The organism is Hymenobacter jejuensis (assembly GCF_006337165.1).
Taxonomy (GTDB): Bacteria; Bacteroidota; Bacteroidia; order Cytophagales; family Hymenobacteraceae; genus Hymenobacter; species Hymenobacter jejuensis.
In genome coordinates this window covers 4173956-4196125 of record NZ_CP040896.1, presented here as the reverse complement: position 1 = coordinate 4196125, position 22170 = coordinate 4173956, and the positions used below count along the sequence as shown (strand labels likewise).

Sequence of the window (22170 nt, the reverse complement as noted above, 5' to 3'; positions counted from 1 at the left end):
ATGTTCGACTAAACAACGCCGTTTACCACCCCGGCCTGCGGCCACCCCTCCTTAAAAAGGAGGGGACTTTAGTTCTCTAACTCTAGTTTGTACTGGTCAGATAAGTGTGAATGCCGCGGGCGGCTACTTTGGCTTCGGCGGCGGCGTTTACTACTTCGGCGCCACCGTTGCGGGCGTCGCCGGAGGCGAAATATTTGGGGTTGGTGGTTTGGCCGGTGTACGCGTCAGCAACGACACGCCCCTTGCTATCTACTTGCAAACCAGGTATATAACTCAGGAAGTGGGTTTGTTTGGCTTGCCCGGTTGCTTTGATGACCATGTCGCAAGGCTCCACAAATTCGCTGCCGGGCACGATTTGCACTTGCCCGTCGACGGTGGCCGTACGGATGAATTTTACGCCTTCTACCTTGCCGTTGCCTACGATTTCGACCGGCGCCACATTGAACAGCCCTTTCACGCCGACGCTCTTGGCCAGGTCGTATTCAAAATCGTACGCGCCCATCTCTTCTTTGCCGCGCCGGTAGGCCAGAATTACATTTTCCGCCCCCAGGCGTGACGATTCCGAGGCGGCATCCATGGCTGTGTTGCCGCCGCCCAATACGATTACTTTTCGGCCGACGGCTACCCGGTGGTGGTGCTGACGGAGCTGCTCGATAAATTCTACCGCGCCCACGCAATTTTCGCGCTCCTCACCGGGCAGCAATAAAGCGTTGGTTTTGCCCAAACCGATGCCCAGGAAAATGGCGTCGTAGGCTTCTTCCAAGGCCTGCAAGTCTTCCCGGGTCGTAATGGGCGAATTGTACTGTACCCGGTAGCCAAACTGCGCCTGCAAATACGCCATCTCGGCCAGGACCTCTTCGTTGGTGATTTTGTAAGGAGCCACCCCGTACACCGTCAGGCCCGAAGGCTGTGATCTGGCTTCAAACACATCTACCTCGTAGCCCAAAGCCCGGAGTTCGCAGGCGCAGGAAATACCCGCCGGACCGGCCCCAATCACGGCTACTTTTCGCCCGTTTGTGAGGCCCGGACCAAACAGCTTGCGGTCGCTTTCGATCACCTGCCGGGTGGCAAAGCTCTGCAACCGCCCGATCTCTATCGGCTTCACATCCTGCAAGTTATATACGCACGCTCCTTCACAAAGCACCTCCGTCGGGCATACTTTGCCGCAGGCATTCCCGAAGTAATTCGCCTCGTAGATCGTGAGGGCCGCGCCCGTGACGTTGCCCGTGTTGATCTGCCGAATAAACTGCGGAATGTCGATGCCTGTTGGGCAGGCTTTGATGCAGGGCGCGTCGAAGCAAAACAGGCACCGCGAGCTTTCGTACAGCGCCTCGGTGTTATTCATTCGGGGCTTGATCTGAGCGAAGTTCGCGTGGAATTCTTGTTCGGTGGTTGGGGGAAGGTACTCGGCCATGGCGCAGGCTGTAAAAAGCAGACTATACAAGGTAAGCAGTTGTCATTCTGAACTTTGCGCAGAATGACAACTGTAAGAAAAGCCGCATCTAAGGCTTACAGCTCAACCAGCTTCTCGTAGGTTTCGGGGCGACGATCGCGGAAGAACTGCCAAGTGGCGCGCACTTCCTCGATCATGTCGAGGTCAAATTCTGCCACTAATAACTCGTCTTTGTCCTCGGAAGCTTGAGCGAAAATCTGCCCGCGCGGATCAACGAAATAGGACGAACCATAGAACCTACCCAGGTTCCAGGGTTTCTCCTCGCCTACCCGATTGATGCAGCCCATGAAGTAGCCGTTGGCCGCGGCGTGGGCCGGTTGCTCCAGCTTCCAGAGATACTGCGAAAGGCCCGCCACCGTGGCCGAAGGGTTGTACACGATCTCAGCGCCGTTGAGGCCCAAGACGCGCGCACCATCGGGGAAATGTCGGTCGTAGCAGATGTACACGCCTACTTTGGCGTATTTGGTCTGGAAAACAGGGTAGCCCAAGTTGCCGGGCTTGAAGAAGAATTTCTCCCAAAAACCAGACGTGTGCGGGATGTGATTCTTGCGGTATTTGCCGAGGTACGTGCCATCGGCATCAATCACGGCGGCCGTGTTGTAGAGGAAGCCCGCAGACTCCTTCTCGTACACCGGCACGATCATGACCATATTGTACTTTTTGGCGTATTCGGCCATGCGTTCGGTGGTCGGGCCGGGCACTGCTTCGGCCGATGCATACCAGGCATTGTCCTGACCCGGACAGAAATACGGCGTGTTGAAAATCTCCTGCAAGCACAGGATTTGCACGCCCTGACGACCGGCTTCTTCAATCAGCGGAATGTGCTTCTGGACCATCGCTTCCTTGATTTCCGCAATCGTGCCTTCGCCCTCGGTCATGGGCAAACTCATCTGAATTAGACCGGATTTGATGATTCTGGGCATTTAGGTAAGTGTTTGATTATTTGATACTTGTGATTTCAGGTTATAATCAACATTCCTTCTCTGTCATCCTGAGCTTGCGAAGAATCTTCTCACGGCTGGTAATTACTGCTGCGGTAGAGATGCTTCGACTTCGCTCAGCATGACCACTTTATGGAGCTGTTCTGGCGTGACAAGGTCCTTCGCAAGCTCAGGATGACAGAAGGAGTAAGAAAGTCAGCAGGCGCTAGAAGCTCGTTTTACCGCGTTTGATGAATTGGCCGTAGCCTTTTTCCACTTTGGCCTGGCCATCGTGCACGGCTACCTGGCCGCGGAGGAGCACGGTTTCGATTTTGCCGGTGAGTTCCCAGCCTTCGTAGGCCGAGTAATCGACGTTCATGTGGTGCGTGGCGGCGGAGATGCTGTGCTTCCGCTCGGGGTCGATGATGACCAGGTCGGCGTCGGCGCCGATGCCGATGGTGCCTTTGCGCGGAAACATGCCGAAGATTTTGGCGGCGTTGGTGCTGGTCACTTCCACAAATTTCTGCGGAGTGATGCGACCCTTGTTTACGCCTTCGGAAAACAGCAATTCCATGCGGTGTTCAATGGCGGGGTGGCCGTTCGGAATTTTGGAGAAGTCCTTCTCGCCCAGCTTCTTCTGCTCCCACAAAAAGGGGCAGTGATCGGTACCCACCACCTGCACCAAGCCTTGGTTGATGCCCGCCCACAGCGTCTGTTGGTCCTTTTTTTCGCGTAAAGGCGGCGACATCACCCACTTGGCCCCGTCGAAATCCTGCTCGTAGAGCGAGGCATCGAGCAACAGGTACTGAATGCAGGTTTCAACGAACACCCGTTGGTTGCGGCGCGTGGCTTCGCGCACTTGGTTGAGGGCGCCCTCACAGGTCAGGTGCACAATGTAGGCGTTGACGCCGGTGTAGTTGGCGATGTCTGTGAAGCGACCCGAGGCTTCGGCTTCCGTCACTTCGGGCTGCGAGAGGTAGTGGTAGAGCGGCGAAAGCTTGCCCTGCGCGCGATGTTGGGCCACGAGCGTATCGATCATGTCGCCGTTGGTGGCGTGCACCGTTACCAATGCCCCGTGCTTTTTTACTTCCTGCATCAGGCCCACCATCTGCGCATCGTCGATCATGAGGGCGCCTTTGTAGGCCATAAAGGCTTTGAACGACGTAATGCCCTCGGCCACCATTTCCGAAATTTCCGCCTTGGTCTGCTCGTTGAAATCGGTGACGGCCATGTGGAAGGAATAGTCACCCACGGCATTGCCAGTGGCGCGGCCTTGCCACTCGGTAAGGGCTTCGCGCAGGGAATGGCCCTGTTTCTGTAGCACAAAATCGATCACGGTGGTTGTGCCGCCGTGCAGGGCAGCGCGGGTGCCGGTTTCGTGCGTATCGCTGCTGAACGTGCCCATAAACGGCATGTCCAGATGCACATGCGGATCGATGCCGCCGGGCATCACCAGCTTGCCCGTAGCGTCGATAACCTGATCGGCTTGCACCGCCAGATTTCGCCCGAGGGCCACGATGGTTTCGCCGTCAATCAGCACATCGCACACACCGTCGGAATCGGCCGTCACGACACGGCCATTTTTGATAAGCAGAGACGACATGGAGTGGAAGGAAAGAGAGAGGGAATGAAGACGAAAAATATATAATTTTTTCTCTACAAATTCAAACACAAGGGGTTAGCTATTTCCCGAATACAAAAAACAGCTCCCTGTCTCCGGCATGAGCGGGAGTTGACGGGTAAGAGAAAAACAAGGGAATGCGCTGATTTTTAACCGCGCTTAACGGCTGCTATCAGTGCACGTGCTCATCAGCGATGGCGATGGCTTGCGAGATGATTTCTAAGCCTTCATCCACCTCTTCTTTGGTAATGGTAAGGGGCGGCGCGACGAAGATGTAATTCCAGCGCACAAAGGTGTACATGCCCAACTCGCGGATTTTGGCCGCCACTTGGTTCATTACTTCCATTTGGTTGGGGGCGGCATTCCACGGAGCCATCGGCTCTTTGGTTTCGCGGTTTTTCACCAGCTCGATGCAGCCCAGCAGGCCCGTGTTGCGAAAGTCGCCGATGCTGGGGTGACGCTCGGCCATTTCGGCCACCCGCTGTTCAATGTAGCGGCCCATTTCGGCGGCGTTTTCGATAAGGTTTTCCTCCTCGTAAATGTCCAGCACGGCCACGGCAGCAGCGCACGAAACCGGATGCGCCGAATAAGTCAGGCCCAACGGCAGCGGCTTATCGTCAAAGGAATGCGCGATTTTCTCGTCTACCATCACGGCCCCCAGCGGCAGATAACCGGCCGTAATGCCTTTGGCCATCGCCATCATGTCTACTTTCACGCCGTGGTGGTCGGAGCCAAACCACTTGCCAGTGCGGCCAAAGCCGCTCATTACCTCGTCGGCAATGAGCAGGATGCCGTGTTTGTCACAGATTTCGCGCACCCGTTTCCAGTAGCCGGGCGGGTACTTGATGCAACCCGAGGTGCCCGACTCCCCTTCCATCAGGATGGCGGCCACGTTGCCAGGGCCCTCGTACTGAATGACGCGCTCCATGTGCGCAGCGGCCCGTTCGGCGCACTCTTCGGGCGTGCTGCTGTACCAGGGGCAGCGGTAGAAATACGGGTTTTCGACGTGCACCACGCCGGGCATGGCCTGGCTGTCCACGGCCAGCTTGCGCGGGTCGCCACCGGCGCTGATGGCCCCGTACGAAGCGCCGTGAAATGACAGATACAGCGTCACGATTTTGTGTCGCCCCGTGTACAGACGGGCCAGCTTAATCGCGTTTTCAATGGATTCAGCCCCGCCCAGCGTGAAAAATGCTTTCGTCAGGTTGGCGGGCGTAATCTCGGCCAGCTTTCTGCCCAGGTCGCCGCGGGCCTTGGTGATCATGCCCGGGTACACGTAGCTCAGTTCCTGCATCTGAGCAGCCACCGCCTCCGTTACCTTCTGGTTGCCGTGGCCGATGTTCACGTTCATCAGCTGCGACGAGAAATCGAGGTAGCGCTTGCCATCGCGGTCGTACACGTACACGCCCTCGGCCCGCTCGGCGCTGATGGGGTTCAGTCCCGTCTGCTTCGACCACGAGAAAAGCGTGTGCTCAAGGTTGTCGTGCAGAATCTGCTCTTTATCGATATCAGTGGAGGTTTCCATGGTGGTGAGGGTGGGTTGATTTTGTTTGTTGTGCTTCAGACGCCTGTCATCCTGAGCAACGCGAAGGACCTTACCACGTTAGAGGTCGCTCGTTGTTCAATCCTGATAAGGTCCTTCGCGTTGCTCAGAATGACAACCGGAGTTAGAATGATAGACGCCGTTATTAGCGACAAATACGCTTAATTATAAATTACTGATAATCAATTATTTATATCAGCTCATCCAGTTAACCCTCGACTCCGGGTTCCACTTGGTAGTGACCTTCTTCAACTGCGTCCAGAATTCGATGGAGCTTTTGCCGGTGATGTCGCAGGCGCCAAACTTCGACTCGTTCCAGCCGCCGAACGAGAACGGCTCGCGGGGCACCGGTACGCCGATGTTGACGCCAATCATGCCGGCCGATGCGTTTTCCATCACGTAGCGCGCCAGCCCGCCGCTTTGCGTAAACACGGAGGCGGCGTTGCCATAATTCGAGGAATTTTCAATGTCCAGCGCTTCGTCGAGATTTTCGGCGCGGATGATGGCCAGCACTGGCCCGAACACTTCTTCCTTGGCAATGGCCATGTCGGGCGTCACGTGGTCGATGACCGTGGGGCCCACGTAATAGCCGTCTTCTTGCCCGGCTACCACCGCATTGCGGCCGTCGAGCAGCACTTTGGCGCCGGCTTGCTCGGCTTCCGTAATGTAGCGCTCGATGCGCTCTTTGGCCTGCTGGCTAATCACGGAGCCCAGGTTTTTACCCGGTACAATTTTGCGGGCTTCTTCTACCAGCCGCGTAATAATATGATCGACGGAGCCCACGGCCACCATCGCCGAACCGGCCATGCAGCGCTGCCCCGCGCAACCCGACATGGAAGCCGCCACGTTGGAGGCCGTCATGTCGACGTGCGCATCCGGCAGCACGAGCAGGTGGTTTTTGGCACCGCCCAGTGCCACGCAGCGCTTCAGGTTGGAAGTCGCGCGTTGGTAGACCACCTTGGCGATTTTGGTGGAGCCCACAAACGACACCGCCTTGATATCGGGATGGTCGCAGATGGCTTCCACAATTTCTTTGTCGCCGTTAACGACGTTGAATACGCCATCCGGCAAACCCGCTTCTTTCAGCAGCTCAGCAATACGCCCGGCACTGATCGGCACTTGCTCGGAAGGCTTGAGAATCATACAGTTGCCTAGGGCAATGGCGTTCGGAATGGTCCAGTGCGGCACCATGTTGGGAAAGTTGAACGGCGCAATAGACGCTACCACACCCAGCGGCTTGCGCTCGGCCCGGCACTCCACGCCCTGGCTGACTTCCAGCAATTCGCCGGCCACCAGCTGCGGCAGCGAACACGCAAATTCCGTCAGCTCGATGGCCTTCTCGACTTCTGCGCGGGCTTCGTCGAGGGTCTTGCCGTTTTCTTCGTGCACCAACATTGTGAGCTCCTGCAAGTGCTTGTCGAGCAACGTTTTGTATCGATAGAACACCTGCACTCGCTCTTTGATCGGCATCGCCGACCACGCGGGAAAAGCGGCTTTGGCGGCTTCCACGGCTTGGTTCAGAGCCTCGCTCCCGCTGAGGGGCACCGTGGAAATAACGGCGCCGCTGAGGGGGCTGAAGATGTCTAGGGTGCGCGGGTGCGCATCTTCTACAAATTGTCCAGCAATGTAATTACGCACTGCCGGGTATTTCAAAACGTCGACTTCCATGAGATGAGCGGGTTAATCGCCTGCAAGTAAAGAGTTTGTTGGACAAATGCAACTTTGGGCAGGGTCTCCAAAAAAACAGCTTCTACACCCGATAATCTTGAAAAAGCCCAACGGTACGCAGCCGGCTTTACGTTGGGCGACACGCCCGGCGCAAAGCCGGCTGGACTCTGCAGCGGCTTCCACAGAATTCCTACAGAATCGCTGCGTACACTCTTTTCCTGACCGATTGGGCAGGTCATCGGAACGATGATGGACCGTATTATAAGTTACTGTTGATGAACTCCTTATGGTATCGTTTTGCCTTGGCAACGACGCTGACGGTGTCGGCGATTTACCCGGTTGCGGCTCAGGTTACGCCACCCGTTTCTGCGCCGGCGGACACGACGCACAAGTTTGAAAATCCGAGCGGCGTTCCGTCCGCAGTGAAAAAGCCTTGGTACCGGGGAAAGCTGGTCAAAGCCGCCGTCGTGCCGGCCGTGATGATCGGTTACGGAGCGTATACCTTCAACGGGGGCGGTTTTTACACCAATCAACAAGCCAACCGCGACATTCACAAGCTCTTCCCTACTTACCACACCAGCCTCGACAACATCCTGATTTTTGTACCCTACGCCGAATTAGGCCTCGTGGCCCTGTCCGGCGTGGAGTCGCGCGACGACCGCATCAATACGCTATTGGTGATTGGCAAGTCGGAGCTGATTATGCTGGCCAGCACGTATGCCGTCAAATTTATGTCGCATGAGCGGCGGCCCGATGGCTCGGATAATCTCTCGTTTCCGTCGGGCCACACGGCCCAGGCATTTCTGGCCGCCAGCATCGTGCACACGGAGTTCCGCGACAAAAGCCAGTGGTACGGCGTAGGGGCCTACACCATTGCCACCGGCGTGGCCGCCCTGCGCATGATTAATAACAAGCACTGGCAAAGCGATGTGGTGGCCGGCGCGGGCTTTGGCATCCTGTCGGCCCACCTGGGCTACCTGACCCACCGCAACCGCTGGGGACGCCAGCCGCATATTCTGGAAGACACCAGCTTCTACCCTGCTTGGCAACCCGGCGGCATAGGCCTCGGCCTGACGTGGCACCCCAATAAATAACTGACTAACAGCAACTTAGATCTCCTCACATTTCATGAAATCATTTCTCTCTTTCCTGCTGCTCGGCGGTTGCGCTGTGGCGGCGCAGGCCCAAACCAAGCCTGCTACTGCCAGCAAAGCAGCGAGCTACCACCTGCTCCAGACAACTACTGTGGGCGGCGAAGGCGGCTGGGATTACCTCGCCGTCGACCCGGTGGCGCAGCGGCTTTACCTCTCGCACGCGACGCAAGTAGAGGTGCTCGACCTGCACACCCACCAGAAAGCTGGCGTTATTTCGAATACGCCCGGCGTGCACGGCATTGCGCCGGTGCCGAAGCTGGGCCGCGGCTACATCACCAATGGTCGTAGCAATACGGTCACGGTGTTCGACCTGAACACCCTGAAAGAAACCGCGTCGCTGCCCACCGGCACCAAGCCCGACGCCGTGTTCTACGACGAGTATTCGGGCCGTGTGTTCGTGTTCAACAACGGCGGGGCCAGCGCCACCGTCATCGACGCGGCTACCGATAAAGTAGTAGGCACCGTGGCGCTGGGCGGCGCACCCGAAGCGGGCGTTTCCGATGGCAAAGGCCAAGTATTTGTTAATCTGGAAGATACCAACGAGATCGTGGTTTTCGACGCCAAAACGCTGGCCGTGAAGCACCGCTGGTCGGTGGCGCCGGGCGAGGAGCCCAGCGGTCTGGCCTTCGACCGGGCGCATCACCGCCTGTTCAGCGTTTGTGGCAACGGCAAGGCCATAGTGCTCGATTCGGAGTCGGGCAAGGTGGTAGCGCAGGTTCCCATTGGCAAGGGCGTCGACGGAGCTGTGTTCGATGAGGCCGCGCAGGCGGCCATCACGTCCAACGGCGAAGGCACGCTCACGGTCATTCACGAAGACTCGCCCGCCCGCTTCCGAACCGAAACCATTGCTTCGGCGCGCGGGGCCCGCACCATTGCCATCGACCCCACTACGCACCACCTGTTTCTGAGCACGGCGCAGTACGGAGCCACGCCGGCCCCTACTACCGAAACGCCGCGGCCCCGGCCTAGCATTGTGCCGGGTACGTTTCAGGTTCTGGAATTTGGACGATGAACGAACGCCTGTTTCTGTTTTATCGGAAGGTACGTGGGGCCCTGCGTGGGCAAGGCCCGTTGCTGGCGTTGCTGGTGCTGGGCATCGCGGCACCCTGGTTTATTTTCGTGGAGGTTGCGGAGGACATCTGGGAAAGCGGCGGCTTTATCGGCGACCAGCCCATTTTGCAGTGGCTGCACCGGCAGGAAAGCCCGGCGCTCGATAAGCTTGCCGTGGCGCTTACCACCGTAGGCGGCCCTGAGGTCATGACCGTCATCGCCGGGGTTATTACGCTGAGCTTGCTGGTGCGGCACTACCGCATGCAGGCGCTGTTTTTCACCCTGTCGGTGGGCGGCGCGGTGGTGCTGAACGTACTGGCCAAGACGATTTTCGGCCGGCCGCGCCCGGCGTTGTGGGTATCTATTGCCCCGGCCAAGTTCTACAGCTTTCCTAGTGGCCACGCCATGGGCTCAGCGGCGCTTGCGGCGGCCTTGGCGTTTCTGCTCTGGCGAAGTCCGTGGCGCTGGCTGGCTGGCATGGCCGGCGGTCTGTTTGCGTTGGGCGTGGGCCTTTCGCGCATGTATCTGGGTGTACATTATCCTTCCGATGTGCTGGCCGGCTGGGTATGCTCGGTAGGCTGGGTGGCGGGTCTGCACCTGCTGTTCTCGCCCGATTTCCATCAACTGCGCACATGGTGGCGGGCCGGAGTGGCCTATTGGCGCCGACCTGTGTAACTATCTATTTATTAATACTTTGTCCGTTATAATCTCTTCGATCGGACTGGTGCCGGAGAGTGGCCCCCACGGGGCGCCATGTCGGTAGAACCGGAAGCGACAAAAACGAATCAGCCCCGGATGTTTATATAAACGTTTGACTACCAATCATTTATATAATATCAGGATTTTATGCTACTGCCACGGCCGGCGCGGCTTTTTCTTTGCGGCTATAAGCAATCCGCAGCAGACTCGGCAGTACCACCAACAGCAATGGCAGCGCCAGCAGCAGGCCGCCAATTACAGCGATAGCCAGCGGCTGGTGCAGCTGTGCCCCCGCCCCGATGCCCAAAGCCAGCGGCAGCAGGGCCGCAATAGCCGAGAGGGCCGTCATGAGCTTGGGGCGCAAACGGGCTGCGATGGCGTAGCCGATGGCCTGCTCGATGGGCGCGTCGCGGCGGGCATCGTTGAATTGCTGGAAGGTGAAAATGGCGTTCTCGCCGATGATGCCGACCACCATAATCAGGCCGGTATAGGAACCCACGTTCAGGGGCGTACCCGTGAGGTAAAGCGCCAAACTACCCCCGGCCGGGCCCAGCACCGCCACCAGCAGGATGAGCGCCGCAGCTTTTAGGTCGCGGAACAGGAATAGCCCCACCGCAAATACCAACAGGCAGGCGCTAATCAGGATGGTCAACAGCTCCTGAAACGACTGCTGCTGCTCGGCGTAGCTGCCGCCATACTGAATGAAATAGCCCGGTGACAGGTTCAGTTGGCGGTCGAGCTTCTGGCGAATGTCGCTCATTGCCGAGCCCAGGTCGCGGCCGTTGAGGCGGGCCGTCACGGCGGTCATGGCCTGCAGGTTTTCCCGCTCCAATTCGGCCCCACCCGACGTCACGCTCACGTCGGCCAGGTCGGAGAGGCGGCGGCGTCCGCCATTGGGCAGGAAAATGGGCTGTTGGCGTACTTCCTGCAAGCTGGCCGTGGTGGCGCGCGGGTAGCGCAGCCGAATGTTTAGCAGCTGCTCGCCTTCCAGCACATCGCCGGCCACTACGCCTTCGAGCTGGGTCTGGAGCTGCGACTGAAAATCGGTGCCGGTGATGCCAAACTGCGCCAGCCGGCGCGGGTCAGGCCGCACGTCGATGGATGGCCCTACGCGCAGGATGCCGTTGTACACATCAGCCGTGCCATCCGTATGCTCCACAATATCAGCCACTTGCCGGGCCAAGGCATAACGCCGGGTGGCATCGGGGCCAAATACCTTAATCTCAATGGGTTGCACCGTGCTCATCAGATCGCCGAGCATGTCGCCGATCACCTGCCCAAAATCAATAATCAGGGCCGGCTGCGAGCTTTCGATGCGCTGTCGGATGTCATCGATGACTTCATCGGTGGTGCGATCGCGGTTGGTTTTGAGGCTGATCAGGAAGTCCCCGCTATTGGGTTCGGTGATGAAAAAACCCATTTGCGTGCCCGTGCGGCGCGTGTAGCTGGCCACTTCGGGCACTTGCAAAATGAGCTTTTCGGACGCGCGCAGCATTCGGTCAGTTTCTTCCAGCGACGTGCCCGGCGGCGATTCGTAGTCGAGCACAATGGAGCCTTCGTCCATTTCGGGCAGAAAACCAGTAGCCAGGCGCGGAATGATAAACCACATGAGCCCTACTAAGACGATCACGCCCACCACACTGTAGGCTGGGTGCCGGATCACTGAGCGCACCCACGGAATCTCGTGGTGGGCGGCGTCGATGAGGCCGGGATCGGCAGCTTCATCGACCAGGTGGCCGGCGGCATCGGGCACTAGCAGCGCCGGCAATGGCTTAGGAAATGGCTCCGGCTGATCGAGGCGGTCTTTGGTGCGGGTTTCCTTTGGCTGGCGGATGCCTAGGCTGGTGAGCAGCAGATACAGCACCGGCAAGCCCAGCCACGCCACCAAAAACGAACAGATAAGGGCAACTACCATCGTGGTAGCCAGCACTTTAAAGTACGCTCCGGCCACGCCGCCCAGCAGCGCAAAAGGCAGGAAAATCACGATGGTGCTCAGCGAAGACCCGATAAGCGCCGGCAGCAAATGCTGCACTGAGCGGGCCACGATTTCGGAGGTAGAAGCCGTGGGATGCTCCTCGCCCACGCGGTGCAGCTGCTCCACCATCACCACCGCATCGTCGATCATCAGGCCGATGGCGGCGGCTAACGCGCCCAGGGTCATGATGTTAAAGGAATAGCCCAGCCCGAAATACAGCACCGCAATGGTAAAAGCCAGCGCCAGCGGAATGGTCAGCAAAATGGTGAGCGAAGCGCGCCACGAACGCAGAAACAGCGCCGTAACGGCCAAGGCAAGCGCCAGGCCTATCCAGAGTGAATCCTGCACGGAGCGCACTACTTCCGCCACAAAATCGGCCTGGTCGTAGTAGGGCCGCAGCGTAATACCTTTGGGCAGGCCGCCTTGCAGGCTTTTCACCTTGGCGCGCACCCCGTCGGACACCTGCACCACGTTGGCGTCGGGCTGGCGCAACACTGAAATCAGCACCGCATCGTGGCCGTTGGCGTTGATGCGGGTGTATTCCTGCTGCTCGCCGAGGCGCACGGTGGCCACGTCGGCCAGACGCACGATGCGGCGGCCGTCGTTGCGCAGAACCACGTTTTCGAGGTCGTCTTTGGTGTGGATGGTAGCGTCGGTGGTGGTCAGATAGAGGCGGCGGTAGTCGGACAGATAGCCGTTCGACTGCACGAAGTTGGTCTGCCCAAGCATGGTACTCACGGCGTTGGGCGTCAGGCCCAAGGCCGCTAGCTGGTCGGGCAGCAGCTCCACCTGAAACTCCTTGGTGCGTCCGCCCTGCACCTGCACCGCCGACACACCATCTACCTGAGACAGAAAGGGTTTGATGGTGTACAGCGCCAGCCGGCGTAGCTCCAGGGCGCTGCGGCCCGGCGCTTCCAGGGTATAGCCCATCACCGGCAAAATGGCCGGATTCATGCGCTCGACGGTGATTTGGGTGGTGGGCGGCAGGTCGGCACGAATCTGATTCAAGCGCGATTCGATGGTTTGCTGGCTGCGCACGACGTCCACGTTCCAGTCGAGGTAGGCCGAAATTTCGCAGCTGCCGCGACTCGTGGTCGAGCGTAGCAGCGTGAGGCCCGGCACCTGCTTCATGGCATCTTCCATGGGCTTGGTCACCGTAACCATCATTCTATCAACGGGTTGCAGACCGTTATCGGCAATTACTTTTACCTTCGGAAACGTCACTTCCGGAAACAGCGCCACGTTAATGCGCTTGTAGGCCAACACGCCCATTGCCAGCCCCAGCGCCAGCAACACGGCAATCGGGGCTTTGTACGCTTGAAAGACAGATTGGCGCATGAGGGGCGGCGTTAGCGGGTGAGCTTCACCGCAGCCGTGTCTTCCAGGCCGTAGTTGCCGGTGAGCACGATGCGGTCGTGAGGAGAAAATTTCGGGCTGAGGACCACCACGCGGCCGTTTTGCTCGGGACCGGTTTTCACCGGGACTTTCACGGCGGTGCTGTCGTTGAGCAGGCGCATCACCCAGAAGTTGGTCTGGGTTTCGTCGGTGAGCACGGCTTCGCGGGGCAGCGTGTTGGCTACTTGCGGTGCGGTTTTGTCGAGATCCACCGTAACCGCTAGGTTTTCAGGCAACTGCGGCACCTTCCCGACGGGCCGGATGGTGTAGCGCTGGGTCTGGATGCTTACGTCGGCGGCGGGCAGGGCTTCGGCCACTACGCCTTCCAGTACGCGGCCGTCGGGCAGCGTGATGCGGCAGTGCTGGCCGGTGCGCACGTAGCGCAGCTGGGTTACGGGCACGTCGAGCTGAAAGCCGAACCGGGTTTGGTCGTACACGGTGCCGAGCTGCTCGCCGTCCTGCACGTAGTCGCCGGCCAGCTTATCCACGGTAGCGATCACGCCCGCCCGCGGACTCGGAATGCGGATAATGCCGCTGAAATGCAGCCGCGGATCGCCGGTGAGCTTGTCGAGGTGCAGTGTGCGCGACTCTTTGGTTTGCAGGGTAAACACCGTTTGCCCTGCTCCTACGCGCTGGCCCAGCACCGGCACCGGCGCGATGAGGTAACCGGTAGTGGTGGCCCGCAGCACATCTTTTGCCGGATAGGCCGTCACGGCGCTCAGGTGTAGCACGTCCGTCACGGTGTCCGGCTGCACACGGCCCACCGTAACGGCGGCGCGGGCATGCACTTCTTCCTCGGCAACGGCTTCGTCGGCTGGGGAAGCGCCGCCACACTGCGTGAAAAGCAGCAACGTCACCGCCAAACCAACTCCTCTTAGGGCTGAATGTGCTCGAAAGAAGTAAAGAAGTAACTCGTTCATATACAATGTCTTACAGAATACGCTTCGCAACTTATTCCGCGAGGTAGTCGAGAGCGTAGAGGTTGCGCAGGCGTTCGGTTTCGGCTTGCGCGAGGCTGAATTGCAGGTCGCGGTAGCCGGTGATGAGCAGCAGGTAATCGAGAATGGAAATGTCGCCGGCGGCCAGTTGGCTGCGGCCCGCTTCGATGAGGGTGTTGGCAATGCTGATTTGCTGCCGAATGGTAGCCAGCAGCCGGTCGGAGGCGCGGGCCAAGCCCGAAAGCTGGTCGTATTGCTGGCGGCGCTGGCGCGTGAGAAAGGTACGGTAGCCCTGCCGAATCCGGTCGTCCACGGCCAGCCGACTGTACGCAATCTGGCGCTGGTGTCCGTCGAAAATCGGCACCGACAATACCAGGCCGCCGCTGAAGCCCGCGTGGTTGCCAAACTGCTGAAGCGTAGAGGATTGCAAACCAATATCAGCCACCCAACTCACCTGCGGACGGTAGGTCAGGTCGATGGCGCGGCGGGCCAGGCCAATCCGCAGACTGTCCAGCACATACTGCTGCTGCGTGATTGAGCCCAGGCCGGCCAGCTGTCGGTGCGTGGGCGGCGCGGGCCTTTCGACCAGCAGTAACGTTGTGTCAATCACCCCGCTCAGGTAGCGCAGCGTGCCTAGCTCGCGGCGGTAGCTGAGCTCGTTTTGCAGCACGGTCACCTCTTGGTTGCGCACTGAGGCATAGTAGGTTAGGTATTGGGTTTGCTTGTACACGCCTCCGTTTACCAGGCGGCGCAACAGTTCATCTTGCTGCCGCAGCTGCCGCAGCAACGACTGGCTGTACGACCATTGCTGCTGGGCGGCAAAAGCAGTCAGGAACTGATCGGTGATGGAGCGGCGCAAGTCCAGCGCCGCCAGCCGGCCTGTGTTGCGCAGGGCCACGCCCTGGTTGGCCAGCACCTGGTAATCGTTGCGGAGCGTGGGGGCGTTGAAAAGCGGCTGCGTGGCGCCCACGTAGGCAGTGTAGTTGCCCCCATTCGATACGGCTTCGTCGTAGCCTAAGCCGCCGTCGCCGGTAGTAGTGTTGCGCCGGATGATGGGCGCCGCCACGGCCGCAGCGTTGCCGGTTACCTGCGGGCGTTGCAAAGCACGTCGGCGCAGGCTATCGAGGCGGACTTGGGCCACCTGCCCGGCGTTGTCGAGCAGCAGCGGGCTGTTTTGGCGGGCCAGCTGCAAAAACGCATCCAGCGTCCGGACGCCGTCCTGCGCCTGAGCCGGACAGCCGGGCATTATTATGCAAAGCACTGCAGAACAGATAGATATCCAGCGCCAGCGAGGAAGAAACGGAGTTAGGCTATATACAGACAATGGCAGCAAGCAGCAAGTGGACGTTGCAAAGGAGAAGCTTGATTCTGAGGAAAACCTGACGAAAGCCACTCTGTGAATTTAGGATGCCGGATGTTCGGATGCGCTCTCCTACGCCTCGGCCGGGCTCAAGTTGCGTTCCTTTGCAACTACAGCCTATCTTCAGAATTCAAGCTTTGCTTGGCCGATCGATATACCCCGCATTTTTCTACTGTTCCTCTTTTTGCCGTTGCTTTGAAAGTCTTGATTGTTGAAGACGAAGTGCCGCTGCGCACAACGCTGCTGGAGTTTCTGCGCCACGGCGGCTACGTGTGCGAAACGGCTGAGAGCTACCAGCAGGCGCATGAGAAAATCAAGCTGTACCAATACGACTGCGTGCTCATCGACCTGACGCTGCCCGACGGCAACGGCCTGAACTTGGTACGCACCCTTAAGGCCGATAAGTCGGAGGCAGGCGTGCTCATCATCTCGGCCCGCGATGCCCTCGACGACAAGGTGCAGGGCCTGGAGCTGGGCGCCGATGACTACCTGCCAAAGCCTTTTCATCTGGCTGAATTGAACGCCCGCCTGCGCGCCATTTTGCGCCGGCGGCAGTTTCAGGGGCAGCGCCACCTTGCTTTCCGCGACCTGACCGTGTTTCCCGAACAGGCCTTGGTTCTGGTTCACGATCAGCCGGTTACGCTCACCCGCAAGGAGTACGACTTGCTGTTGTTTTTTCTGGCTAACCCCAACCGCGTGCTGACAAAGGAAGCCATTGCCGAGCACATCTGGGGCGACGCGGCTGATATGGCCGATTCGTTTGACTTTATTTACACGCACCTCAAAAACCTGCGCAAGAAGTTGCAGGAGTTGGGTGCCGATAATTACATCCGCACCATTTACGGCCTGGGTTACAAGCTGGAAACCGAGTGAAGCTGCTCACCACTACCAATCGCTATTATTTGGCCCTGGCCACGGTGCTGTTCGTGCTGGGAACGGGCGTGCTGTATGTTGGTATGCAGAAAATTCTGGCTGACGAGGTAGACGAGCAACTGGAATTGCACCAGTCCTATGTGAGCAAGCGCATCCAAGAAACCCGCGCGCTACCGCCCATCACCGACCCTACGGAGCTCACCCTCAGCCGCAAGCCGCACCGGACCGGGCTTGGCGACACGGTGCTCTTCGACCCCGTGGAGCGCAGCAGCGTGCCCTTTCGGGAGCTTACTTTTCCGGTAACGGTGCAGGGGCAGCCGTATTGGATTACGCTGCGCAAATCGCTGATCGAAACCGAAGACGTGCTGGAAGTGGTCCTGACGGTGATGCTGGTGGTTATGGGCTTGCTGTTCAGCAGCTTAGTGCTGCTGAATCGCTGGCTGTCGCGGTGGCTGTGGGCGCCGTTTCAGCAGACGTTGGGCGTGTTGCGCGGCTACCAGCTGCAACAGCCGCAGTCGTTGGCATTGCCGCCCACGCCCATCGACGAGTTCAGCGAGCTAAACCAAGCCGTGACCCAACTCACGCAACGCGTGGCCGCCGACTACCGGGCCCTAAAGGAATTCACCGAAAACGCTGCCCACGAAACCCAGACGCCGCTGGCCATCATGCAAGCCAAGCTCGAGCAGCTCATGCAGCTGCCCGAGCTGCCCGAAACGGCGGCGGAGTCGGTGCACGATCTCTACCGCGCCGCCCTGCGGCTGTCGCGGCTGCATCAGGCGCTTACGCTACTCAGCAAGATTGAAAACCGGCAGTTTACCGACGCCGCGCCGCTGCGCCTCGACGAGTTGGTGGCGGACAAACTCGCGCAGCTGCAAGACTTTCTGGAAGCCAAAGAGATCGAGCCGCAGCTCCTGCTCACGGCTCCACTTGCGGTGGTTATGCACCCTTCGCTGGCCGATTCACTGGTCAGCAACCTTCTGCAAAATGCCATCAAGCACAACCTTCAAAAAGGCGGCCTGCAGGTAACCGTCACGGCGAACACGCTGGATGTCGTGAACACCGGCCCGCCCCTCAGCGGCGACCCAATGCAGCTGCTCGGCCGCTTCCGCAAGCACAACGCCGCCTCCGATTCGCCGGGCCTGGGCCTATCCATTGTGCAGCAGATTTGTACGCACTACGGCTTCCGGCTACGTTACACATTTGCCGCTCCGGAGTCGCTGCACACATTGCACGTAGAGTTTCGATAAATATATAAATTCATGATTATCAATTATTTATATAACCAAAGCAGCACAGGAATGTGTGGCCAGCAGGGACATAAAAGGCGGCCATGCAGAACAGAAGCGCAGCACCTCTACTGCTGATGTGGCAGTAGTAATTTCAACGAAGCAGCAGCGATGCTGCGCTCCTGCTCTGCATGAGGTGCTATTGACAGTGTGCGCCTGTACGGCCACATACTCTAGCGCCCCTCAGAAAAACTACAGAAAGCGTAGGTAAGCTTGCAGCCTCACCCTCACTGACTTCCTGTAATTGTTATGAAAAAGATCCTGTTACCAGTCTTACTCGCCGCCCTGTCGCTGACTGCCCAAGCCCAGACGATTCCCGCCGCCAAAGTCCCTGCCGCTGCCGTAGCCGCCTTCAAAAAAGCCCATTCCAACGCCAAAGAAGTGAAATGGGAAAAGGAAGACGGCAATTACGAGGCTGGCTTTAAACAAGGGAAGGATGAAATGTCGGTGGTGATAACGCCAACTGGCACCTTATTGGAAACAGAAACCGAACTACCTGTTAGTCAGCTACCTGCCCCAGTGCGTACTACGCTTGCCAGCCAGTACAGCAGCTACAAAGTGACCGAAGCCGCCAAAATCGTGACGGCCGCTACCGGTGCCACTACCTACGAAGCGGAGGTGAGCAAAGCCGGCAAGAAACGGGACGTGCTGTTTAACGCCGACGGCAAGGAAGTGAAAAAAGCCTCTGAGGCGCAGTAAAACAAAAAGAATCGGGTTAATAGCCGTCGGGAAGCTCGCGTTTTTGGCTGCCCGACGGCGTACTTTTGCAGGATGGTTAAGTTTATAAGTGCATATCGGTCGGCGGTGTTGCTGGCTCTGTTAGTTGGCTTATTTCCGTTATTAGTGCAGGCCCAGACAGGCGCTATCAGGGGTACTTTACTGGATGCTGCCACCAACCAGCCTTTGCCTTTTGCCAACGTAGTGCTGTTGCGGACCCAGGATTCCAGCTTTGTGGCCGGCGCGCAAACCTCTGACAATGGGGTATTTAGCCTTGTCAATGTTGCCGTTGGCAGCTATTCACTACGGGCGACGGCGCTGGGCTACCGCACCGGCCGCAAGCCCGTAGCCGTAACGGCCACCGCACCCGATCTACAGTTGGGCATTCTGCGCCTGCGCGCTACTGCTACACAACTCAAGGACGTGGTAGTGCAGGGCGAGCGCGCCGTGGTGCAGGGCAACCTCGACAAGAAAGTAGTAAACGTGGCCAAAGACCTGACCGCCGTGGGCGGCACGGCTTCCGATGTGCTTCAGAACGTGCCCTCCGTCACAGTGGACCAAAACGGTTCGGTGAGCCTGCGCGGCTCCAGCGCCGTTACCATCTTCATCGACGGCAAGCCTTCCGGAGCGGCGGGCGGCGGGCGGGCCACTTCGCTCGACCAGATCCCGGCCTCGCAGATTGAAAGCGTTGAGGTAATCACCAATCCATCAGCACGTTACGATGCTGAAGGCGCGGCGGGCATCATCAACATTGTGCTGAAGAAGAACCGCAAAGATGGCCTCAACGGCGTGGCCACCGCGGGCATCGGTTCCAAGGACAAGTACAACGGTTCGCTGAACCTGAACTACCACAAAGGCAAGGCTAACGTATTCAGTACCTACGACTTCCGCCAGGACCGCCGGACTGGCTATGGCTCCCTTGACCAAACCACGCGGGGCCAGGTTACCCGCACCGGCTCCAACGGGCTGCCGCAATCGACGGAGCAGCTGCTCACGCTGCGTCAGAACCGCCACGGCGTCAACTACAATACTTCGCATGCCCTGCGGGTGGGGGTCGATTACAGTTTTACGCCTGAGCAAACGCTGACTTTTTCGGTGCAGCCGCGCTACAACGAAGGCCACAGCTGGGAGAACATCTACTCGCGCCAGACCCGGCAGCTCTACGGGCAGGTTTCGCCCGACTCGGTAGGCACCAACAACCGCTACAACAGCACGCACAGCCAAAACCGCTCGGCCGACATCACGCTGGACTACCGCCGTACATGGGCCGAGCATAAGGGCCGCGAACTGACGGCCAGCGCCATTTACACCCCTTTGCGCGGCCAGAGCACCCTCGATTCGCACCTGTTTTACCTCGACGGCGGCGCCACGCCACAGCAGCAGCAATCCTTCCGCAACCAGCTTAACCAAGGCTCCGGGCAGGTGGATTACGTACAGCCGTTTGGTGAAAAAGGGCGGTTTGAAACCGGCGCCAAAAGTGTGTGGCGCCGCTACGACAACGATTATCGTTTCACCAGTTCCGTGCCCCTGCGCTTCGACCCTTCCAACCGCTTTCTCTACCAAGAATACATTCAGGCAGCTTATGCTACTTATGGCAACGCCAGCGGCCACCTGAGCTACCAGGCGGGCCTGCGCGCTGAGCAAACCAACACCCACGGCGAGCAGCTTTCCACGGGCCAGCAGTTCCGGCGCAGCTACCTGAACATTTTCCCTAGCGCCGTACTGGCCTATGAAATGAGCGAAGATCAACAGGTGCGGCTGAGCTACTCCAAGCGCGTGCAGCGCCCCGACCAGGGTGAGCTGAACCCCTTCACTGACCGCTCCGATCCGCTCAACCTCAATACCGGCAACCCGTATCTGCTGCCCGAATACATTCACGCCGTGGAGCTAGGGCACCAGAAGTTTTTCGGTAAAAACAGCTCCTTCACCACCACGGCCTTCTACAACCTCGAAACCCAGACCATCAAAGGGTATCGGGAGGTTATTGCCGACCCGCTCACCGGCAACCAAGTCACCAGCAACACGCGCCTGAACTTGGGCGACGAAACCAACTATGGCCTGGAGTTGGTAGGCGCTACCAGCCTCGCTTCCTTCTGGAAGCTCAACGGTACGGCCTCGGCTTTTCGCCGTATCATCAAAGGAAGTGGCCCCAGCTCCGACATCAACAACAGTAACTTTGTGTATACCAGCCGGCTCAACACCACGATTACGCCCGTGAAAAAGCTGGATTTGCAAGTGTCGGTGAACTACCGCTCACCGGTCGTGACGGCGCAGGGCCGTCGGCAGACGTCATTCAACACCGACTTTGCCGCCAAATACACCGTCCTCCACGATCGGGGCAGTCTCTCGCTACGCGTTTCGGATATGTTTAATACCCTGCGCTTTAACTTCGACGCCTATGGCCCCGGCCTCGACGCCGTAAGCCGCAACAAGCGCGAATCGCGCATCGCGTTCCTCTCGTTCAGCTACCAGTTTGGGCAGCAGAACGCCGACAACGCAAACCAGCGCCGACGCCCGCAGCAAGGCCCCTCAGAAACAAACAGCGCCAACGGATTTGAATAGCAAGAATATTAATAAGCAATTGAATATCAATCACTTGTGAATGTTCTCACAATGGTAGCCGCACGATGAAAGTAGTACCTACTTCCGGCGCCGGCGCTACTTCAATGCTTCCTTGGTGCAACTGCACCACGCCCTGCACCAGCGCCAATCCAATGCCGTGACCCGGTACCTGCCGCGCATTTGCTCCCCGAAAAAAAGGTTCGAAAATGCGCGGCAACTCGGGGGCGGCAATGCCGCTGCCATGGTCTTGAAATTGCAGAACGGCGTGTTCTGCGTCCAGCCCCAGTTCCACGCGCACTTGCCGGTCGGGCGAGAACTTGCAGCCATTTTCCAACAGATGCAGGAAGGCTTGCTCCAGCAGATGCGCGTCGCCGGGTACGGTGAGGGGGCCGTCGAGTTCGTCCAGCTGCGGGGCAAACTCCAGCTTTACTTGGTAGCTGGGGCGCCGGGCTTTCAGTTTGGCACCGGCCTGGTAAATCACCTCGTCGAGCGCTACGGTCTGCGGGACCAAGCGGAAGCGGTCGGCGCTGAGCTGGGCCAGCTCCAGCAGGTCGTTGGAAAGTTGATTGAGGCGCGAAATATCCTGCAACACCGAGCGCCACGTTTGCTCGTGCTCCTCGGCGGTGCGCGCTTTGATGAGGGTGACCTCTATCTGACCGGTGATCATGGTGAGCGGCGTGCGCAGCTTGTGCGACGCGTTGATTACGAAGCTGCGTTGGCTCTCGAACACGTTTTGCAAGCGCGTAAGCAAGTTGTTGAGGCTATGGAGTAGCGGCGCCTCCGCTCCTGGTTTCGCATCAAGCGACAAGCGCTGGTAGAGGCTGGAAACACGGATTGCCTCTACTTGAGCTGCCATTTCCTGCAACCTTCGGAGCGTGCGCTGGCGCTGCCAACCCATCACGCCTCCCACCAATGCCGCGCCCGCCAGAAAGCCCAGGAACAAGAACAGTAGCATG

16 protein-coding genes are annotated in these 22170 nt (G+C 58.8%); 7 read left to right on the top strand and 9 right to left on the bottom strand.

The features are described 5' to 3' along the window. Nucleotides 1–82 precede the first annotated feature (82 nt). From FHG12_RS17230 to FHG12_RS17210, 5 genes are all read right to left on the bottom strand, one after another. Complete coding sequence (locus FHG12_RS17230) at nucleotides 83–1414, bottom strand: FAD-dependent oxidoreductase (protein ID WP_139516902.1); 1332 nt, start codon at nucleotides 1412–1414, stop codon at nucleotides 83–85. Nucleotides 1415–1509: 95 nt separating this feature from the next. Further along, nucleotides 1510–2376, bottom strand: coding sequence for a nitrilase-related carbon-nitrogen hydrolase (locus FHG12_RS17225; RefSeq protein WP_174805802.1), 867 nt, complete (start codon nucleotides 2374–2376; stop codon nucleotides 1510–1512). Between the two features lie 223 nt (nucleotides 2377–2599). Further along, complete coding sequence (gene hydA / locus FHG12_RS17220) at nucleotides 2600–3976, bottom strand: dihydropyrimidinase (RefSeq protein ID WP_139516901.1); 1377 nt, start codon at nucleotides 3974–3976, stop codon at nucleotides 2600–2602. Nucleotides 3977–4166: 190 nt separating this feature from the next. Further along, nucleotides 4167–5519, bottom strand: coding sequence for an aminotransferase class III-fold pyridoxal phosphate-dependent enzyme (locus FHG12_RS17215; protein ID WP_139516900.1), 1353 nt, complete (start codon nucleotides 5517–5519; stop codon nucleotides 4167–4169). A 213-nt stretch (nucleotides 5520–5732) separates the two neighbouring features. Further along, nucleotides 5733–7205 (bottom strand): CoA-acylating methylmalonate-semialdehyde dehydrogenase, encoded by a 1473-nt coding sequence (locus tag FHG12_RS17210; protein WP_230471180.1) that lies wholly within the window; start codon nucleotides 7203–7205, stop codon nucleotides 5733–5735. A gap of 275 nt (nucleotides 7206–7480) precedes the next feature. On the opposite strand from FHG12_RS17210, the gene FHG12_RS17205 reads away from it, so the two are divergent. From FHG12_RS17205 to FHG12_RS17195, 3 genes are read left to right on the top strand one after another with little or no spacing between them, the layout of a single operon-like run. Further along, nucleotides 7481–8299 (top strand): phosphatase PAP2 family protein, encoded by an 819-nt coding sequence (locus FHG12_RS17205; protein WP_139516899.1) that lies wholly within the window; start codon nucleotides 7481–7483, stop codon nucleotides 8297–8299. 34 nt (nucleotides 8300–8333) lie between these two features. After that, nucleotides 8334–9371, top strand: coding sequence for a YncE family protein (locus tag FHG12_RS17200; RefSeq protein WP_139516898.1), 1038 nt, complete (start codon nucleotides 8334–8336; stop codon nucleotides 9369–9371). Beyond that, nucleotides 9368–10084, top strand: coding sequence for a phosphatase PAP2 family protein (locus tag FHG12_RS17195; RefSeq protein WP_139516897.1), 717 nt, complete (start codon nucleotides 9368–9370; stop codon nucleotides 10082–10084). The genes FHG12_RS17200 and FHG12_RS17195 overlap by 4 nt, the downstream gene beginning before the upstream one ends. Before the next feature lie 169 nt (nucleotides 10085–10253). Here FHG12_RS17195 and FHG12_RS17190 read toward each other — a convergent pair whose 3' ends face one another. The 3 genes from FHG12_RS17190 to FHG12_RS17180 are packed head-to-tail and all read right to left on the bottom strand — an operon-like array spanning nucleotide 10254 to nucleotide 15662. Continuing rightward, nucleotides 10254–13421, bottom strand: coding sequence for an efflux RND transporter permease subunit (locus FHG12_RS17190; protein WP_139516896.1), 3168 nt, complete (start codon nucleotides 13419–13421; stop codon nucleotides 10254–10256). Between the two features lie 11 nt (nucleotides 13422–13432). Beyond that, nucleotides 13433–14398 (bottom strand): efflux RND transporter periplasmic adaptor subunit, encoded by a 966-nt coding sequence (locus FHG12_RS17185; RefSeq protein WP_139516895.1) that lies wholly within the window; start codon nucleotides 14396–14398, stop codon nucleotides 13433–13435. A gap of 31 nt (nucleotides 14399–14429) precedes the next feature. Next, on the bottom strand, nucleotides 14430–15662 hold the full coding sequence (locus FHG12_RS17180; protein ID WP_139516894.1) for a TolC family protein: 1233 nt from the start codon (nucleotides 15660–15662) through the stop codon (nucleotides 14430–14432). 309 nt (nucleotides 15663–15971) lie between these two features. Here FHG12_RS17180 and FHG12_RS17175 point away from each other — a divergent pair, with 309 nt between their 5' ends. From FHG12_RS17175 to FHG12_RS17160, 4 genes are all read left to right on the top strand, one after another. Further along, nucleotides 15972–16649, top strand: coding sequence for a response regulator transcription factor (locus tag FHG12_RS17175; protein ID WP_139516893.1), 678 nt, complete (start codon nucleotides 15972–15974; stop codon nucleotides 16647–16649). Further along, on the top strand, nucleotides 16646–17896 hold the full coding sequence (locus FHG12_RS17170; protein ID WP_139516892.1) for a sensor histidine kinase: 1251 nt from the start codon (nucleotides 16646–16648) through the stop codon (nucleotides 17894–17896). The genes FHG12_RS17175 and FHG12_RS17170 overlap by 4 nt, the downstream gene beginning before the upstream one ends. A 288-nt stretch (nucleotides 17897–18184) precedes the next feature. After that, complete coding sequence (locus FHG12_RS17165) at nucleotides 18185–18634, top strand: PepSY-like domain-containing protein (protein WP_139516891.1); 450 nt, start codon at nucleotides 18185–18187, stop codon at nucleotides 18632–18634. A 72-nt stretch (nucleotides 18635–18706) separates the two neighbouring features. After that, nucleotides 18707–21214 carry a TonB-dependent receptor domain-containing protein gene (locus FHG12_RS17160; RefSeq protein ID WP_139516890.1) on the top strand — a complete coding sequence of 836 codons (2508 nt, stop codon included), beginning with the start codon at nucleotides 18707–18709 and terminating at the stop codon, nucleotides 21212–21214. Between the two features lie 46 nt (nucleotides 21215–21260). Here the strand turns inward: FHG12_RS17160 and FHG12_RS17155 are convergent, their stop codons facing one another. Beyond that, a complete protein-coding gene (locus FHG12_RS17155; RefSeq protein WP_139516889.1) occupies nucleotides 21261–22169 on the bottom strand; it encodes a sensor histidine kinase in 909 nt (302 codons plus the stop codon). Between the last annotated feature and the right edge of the window lies 1 nt (nucleotide 22170).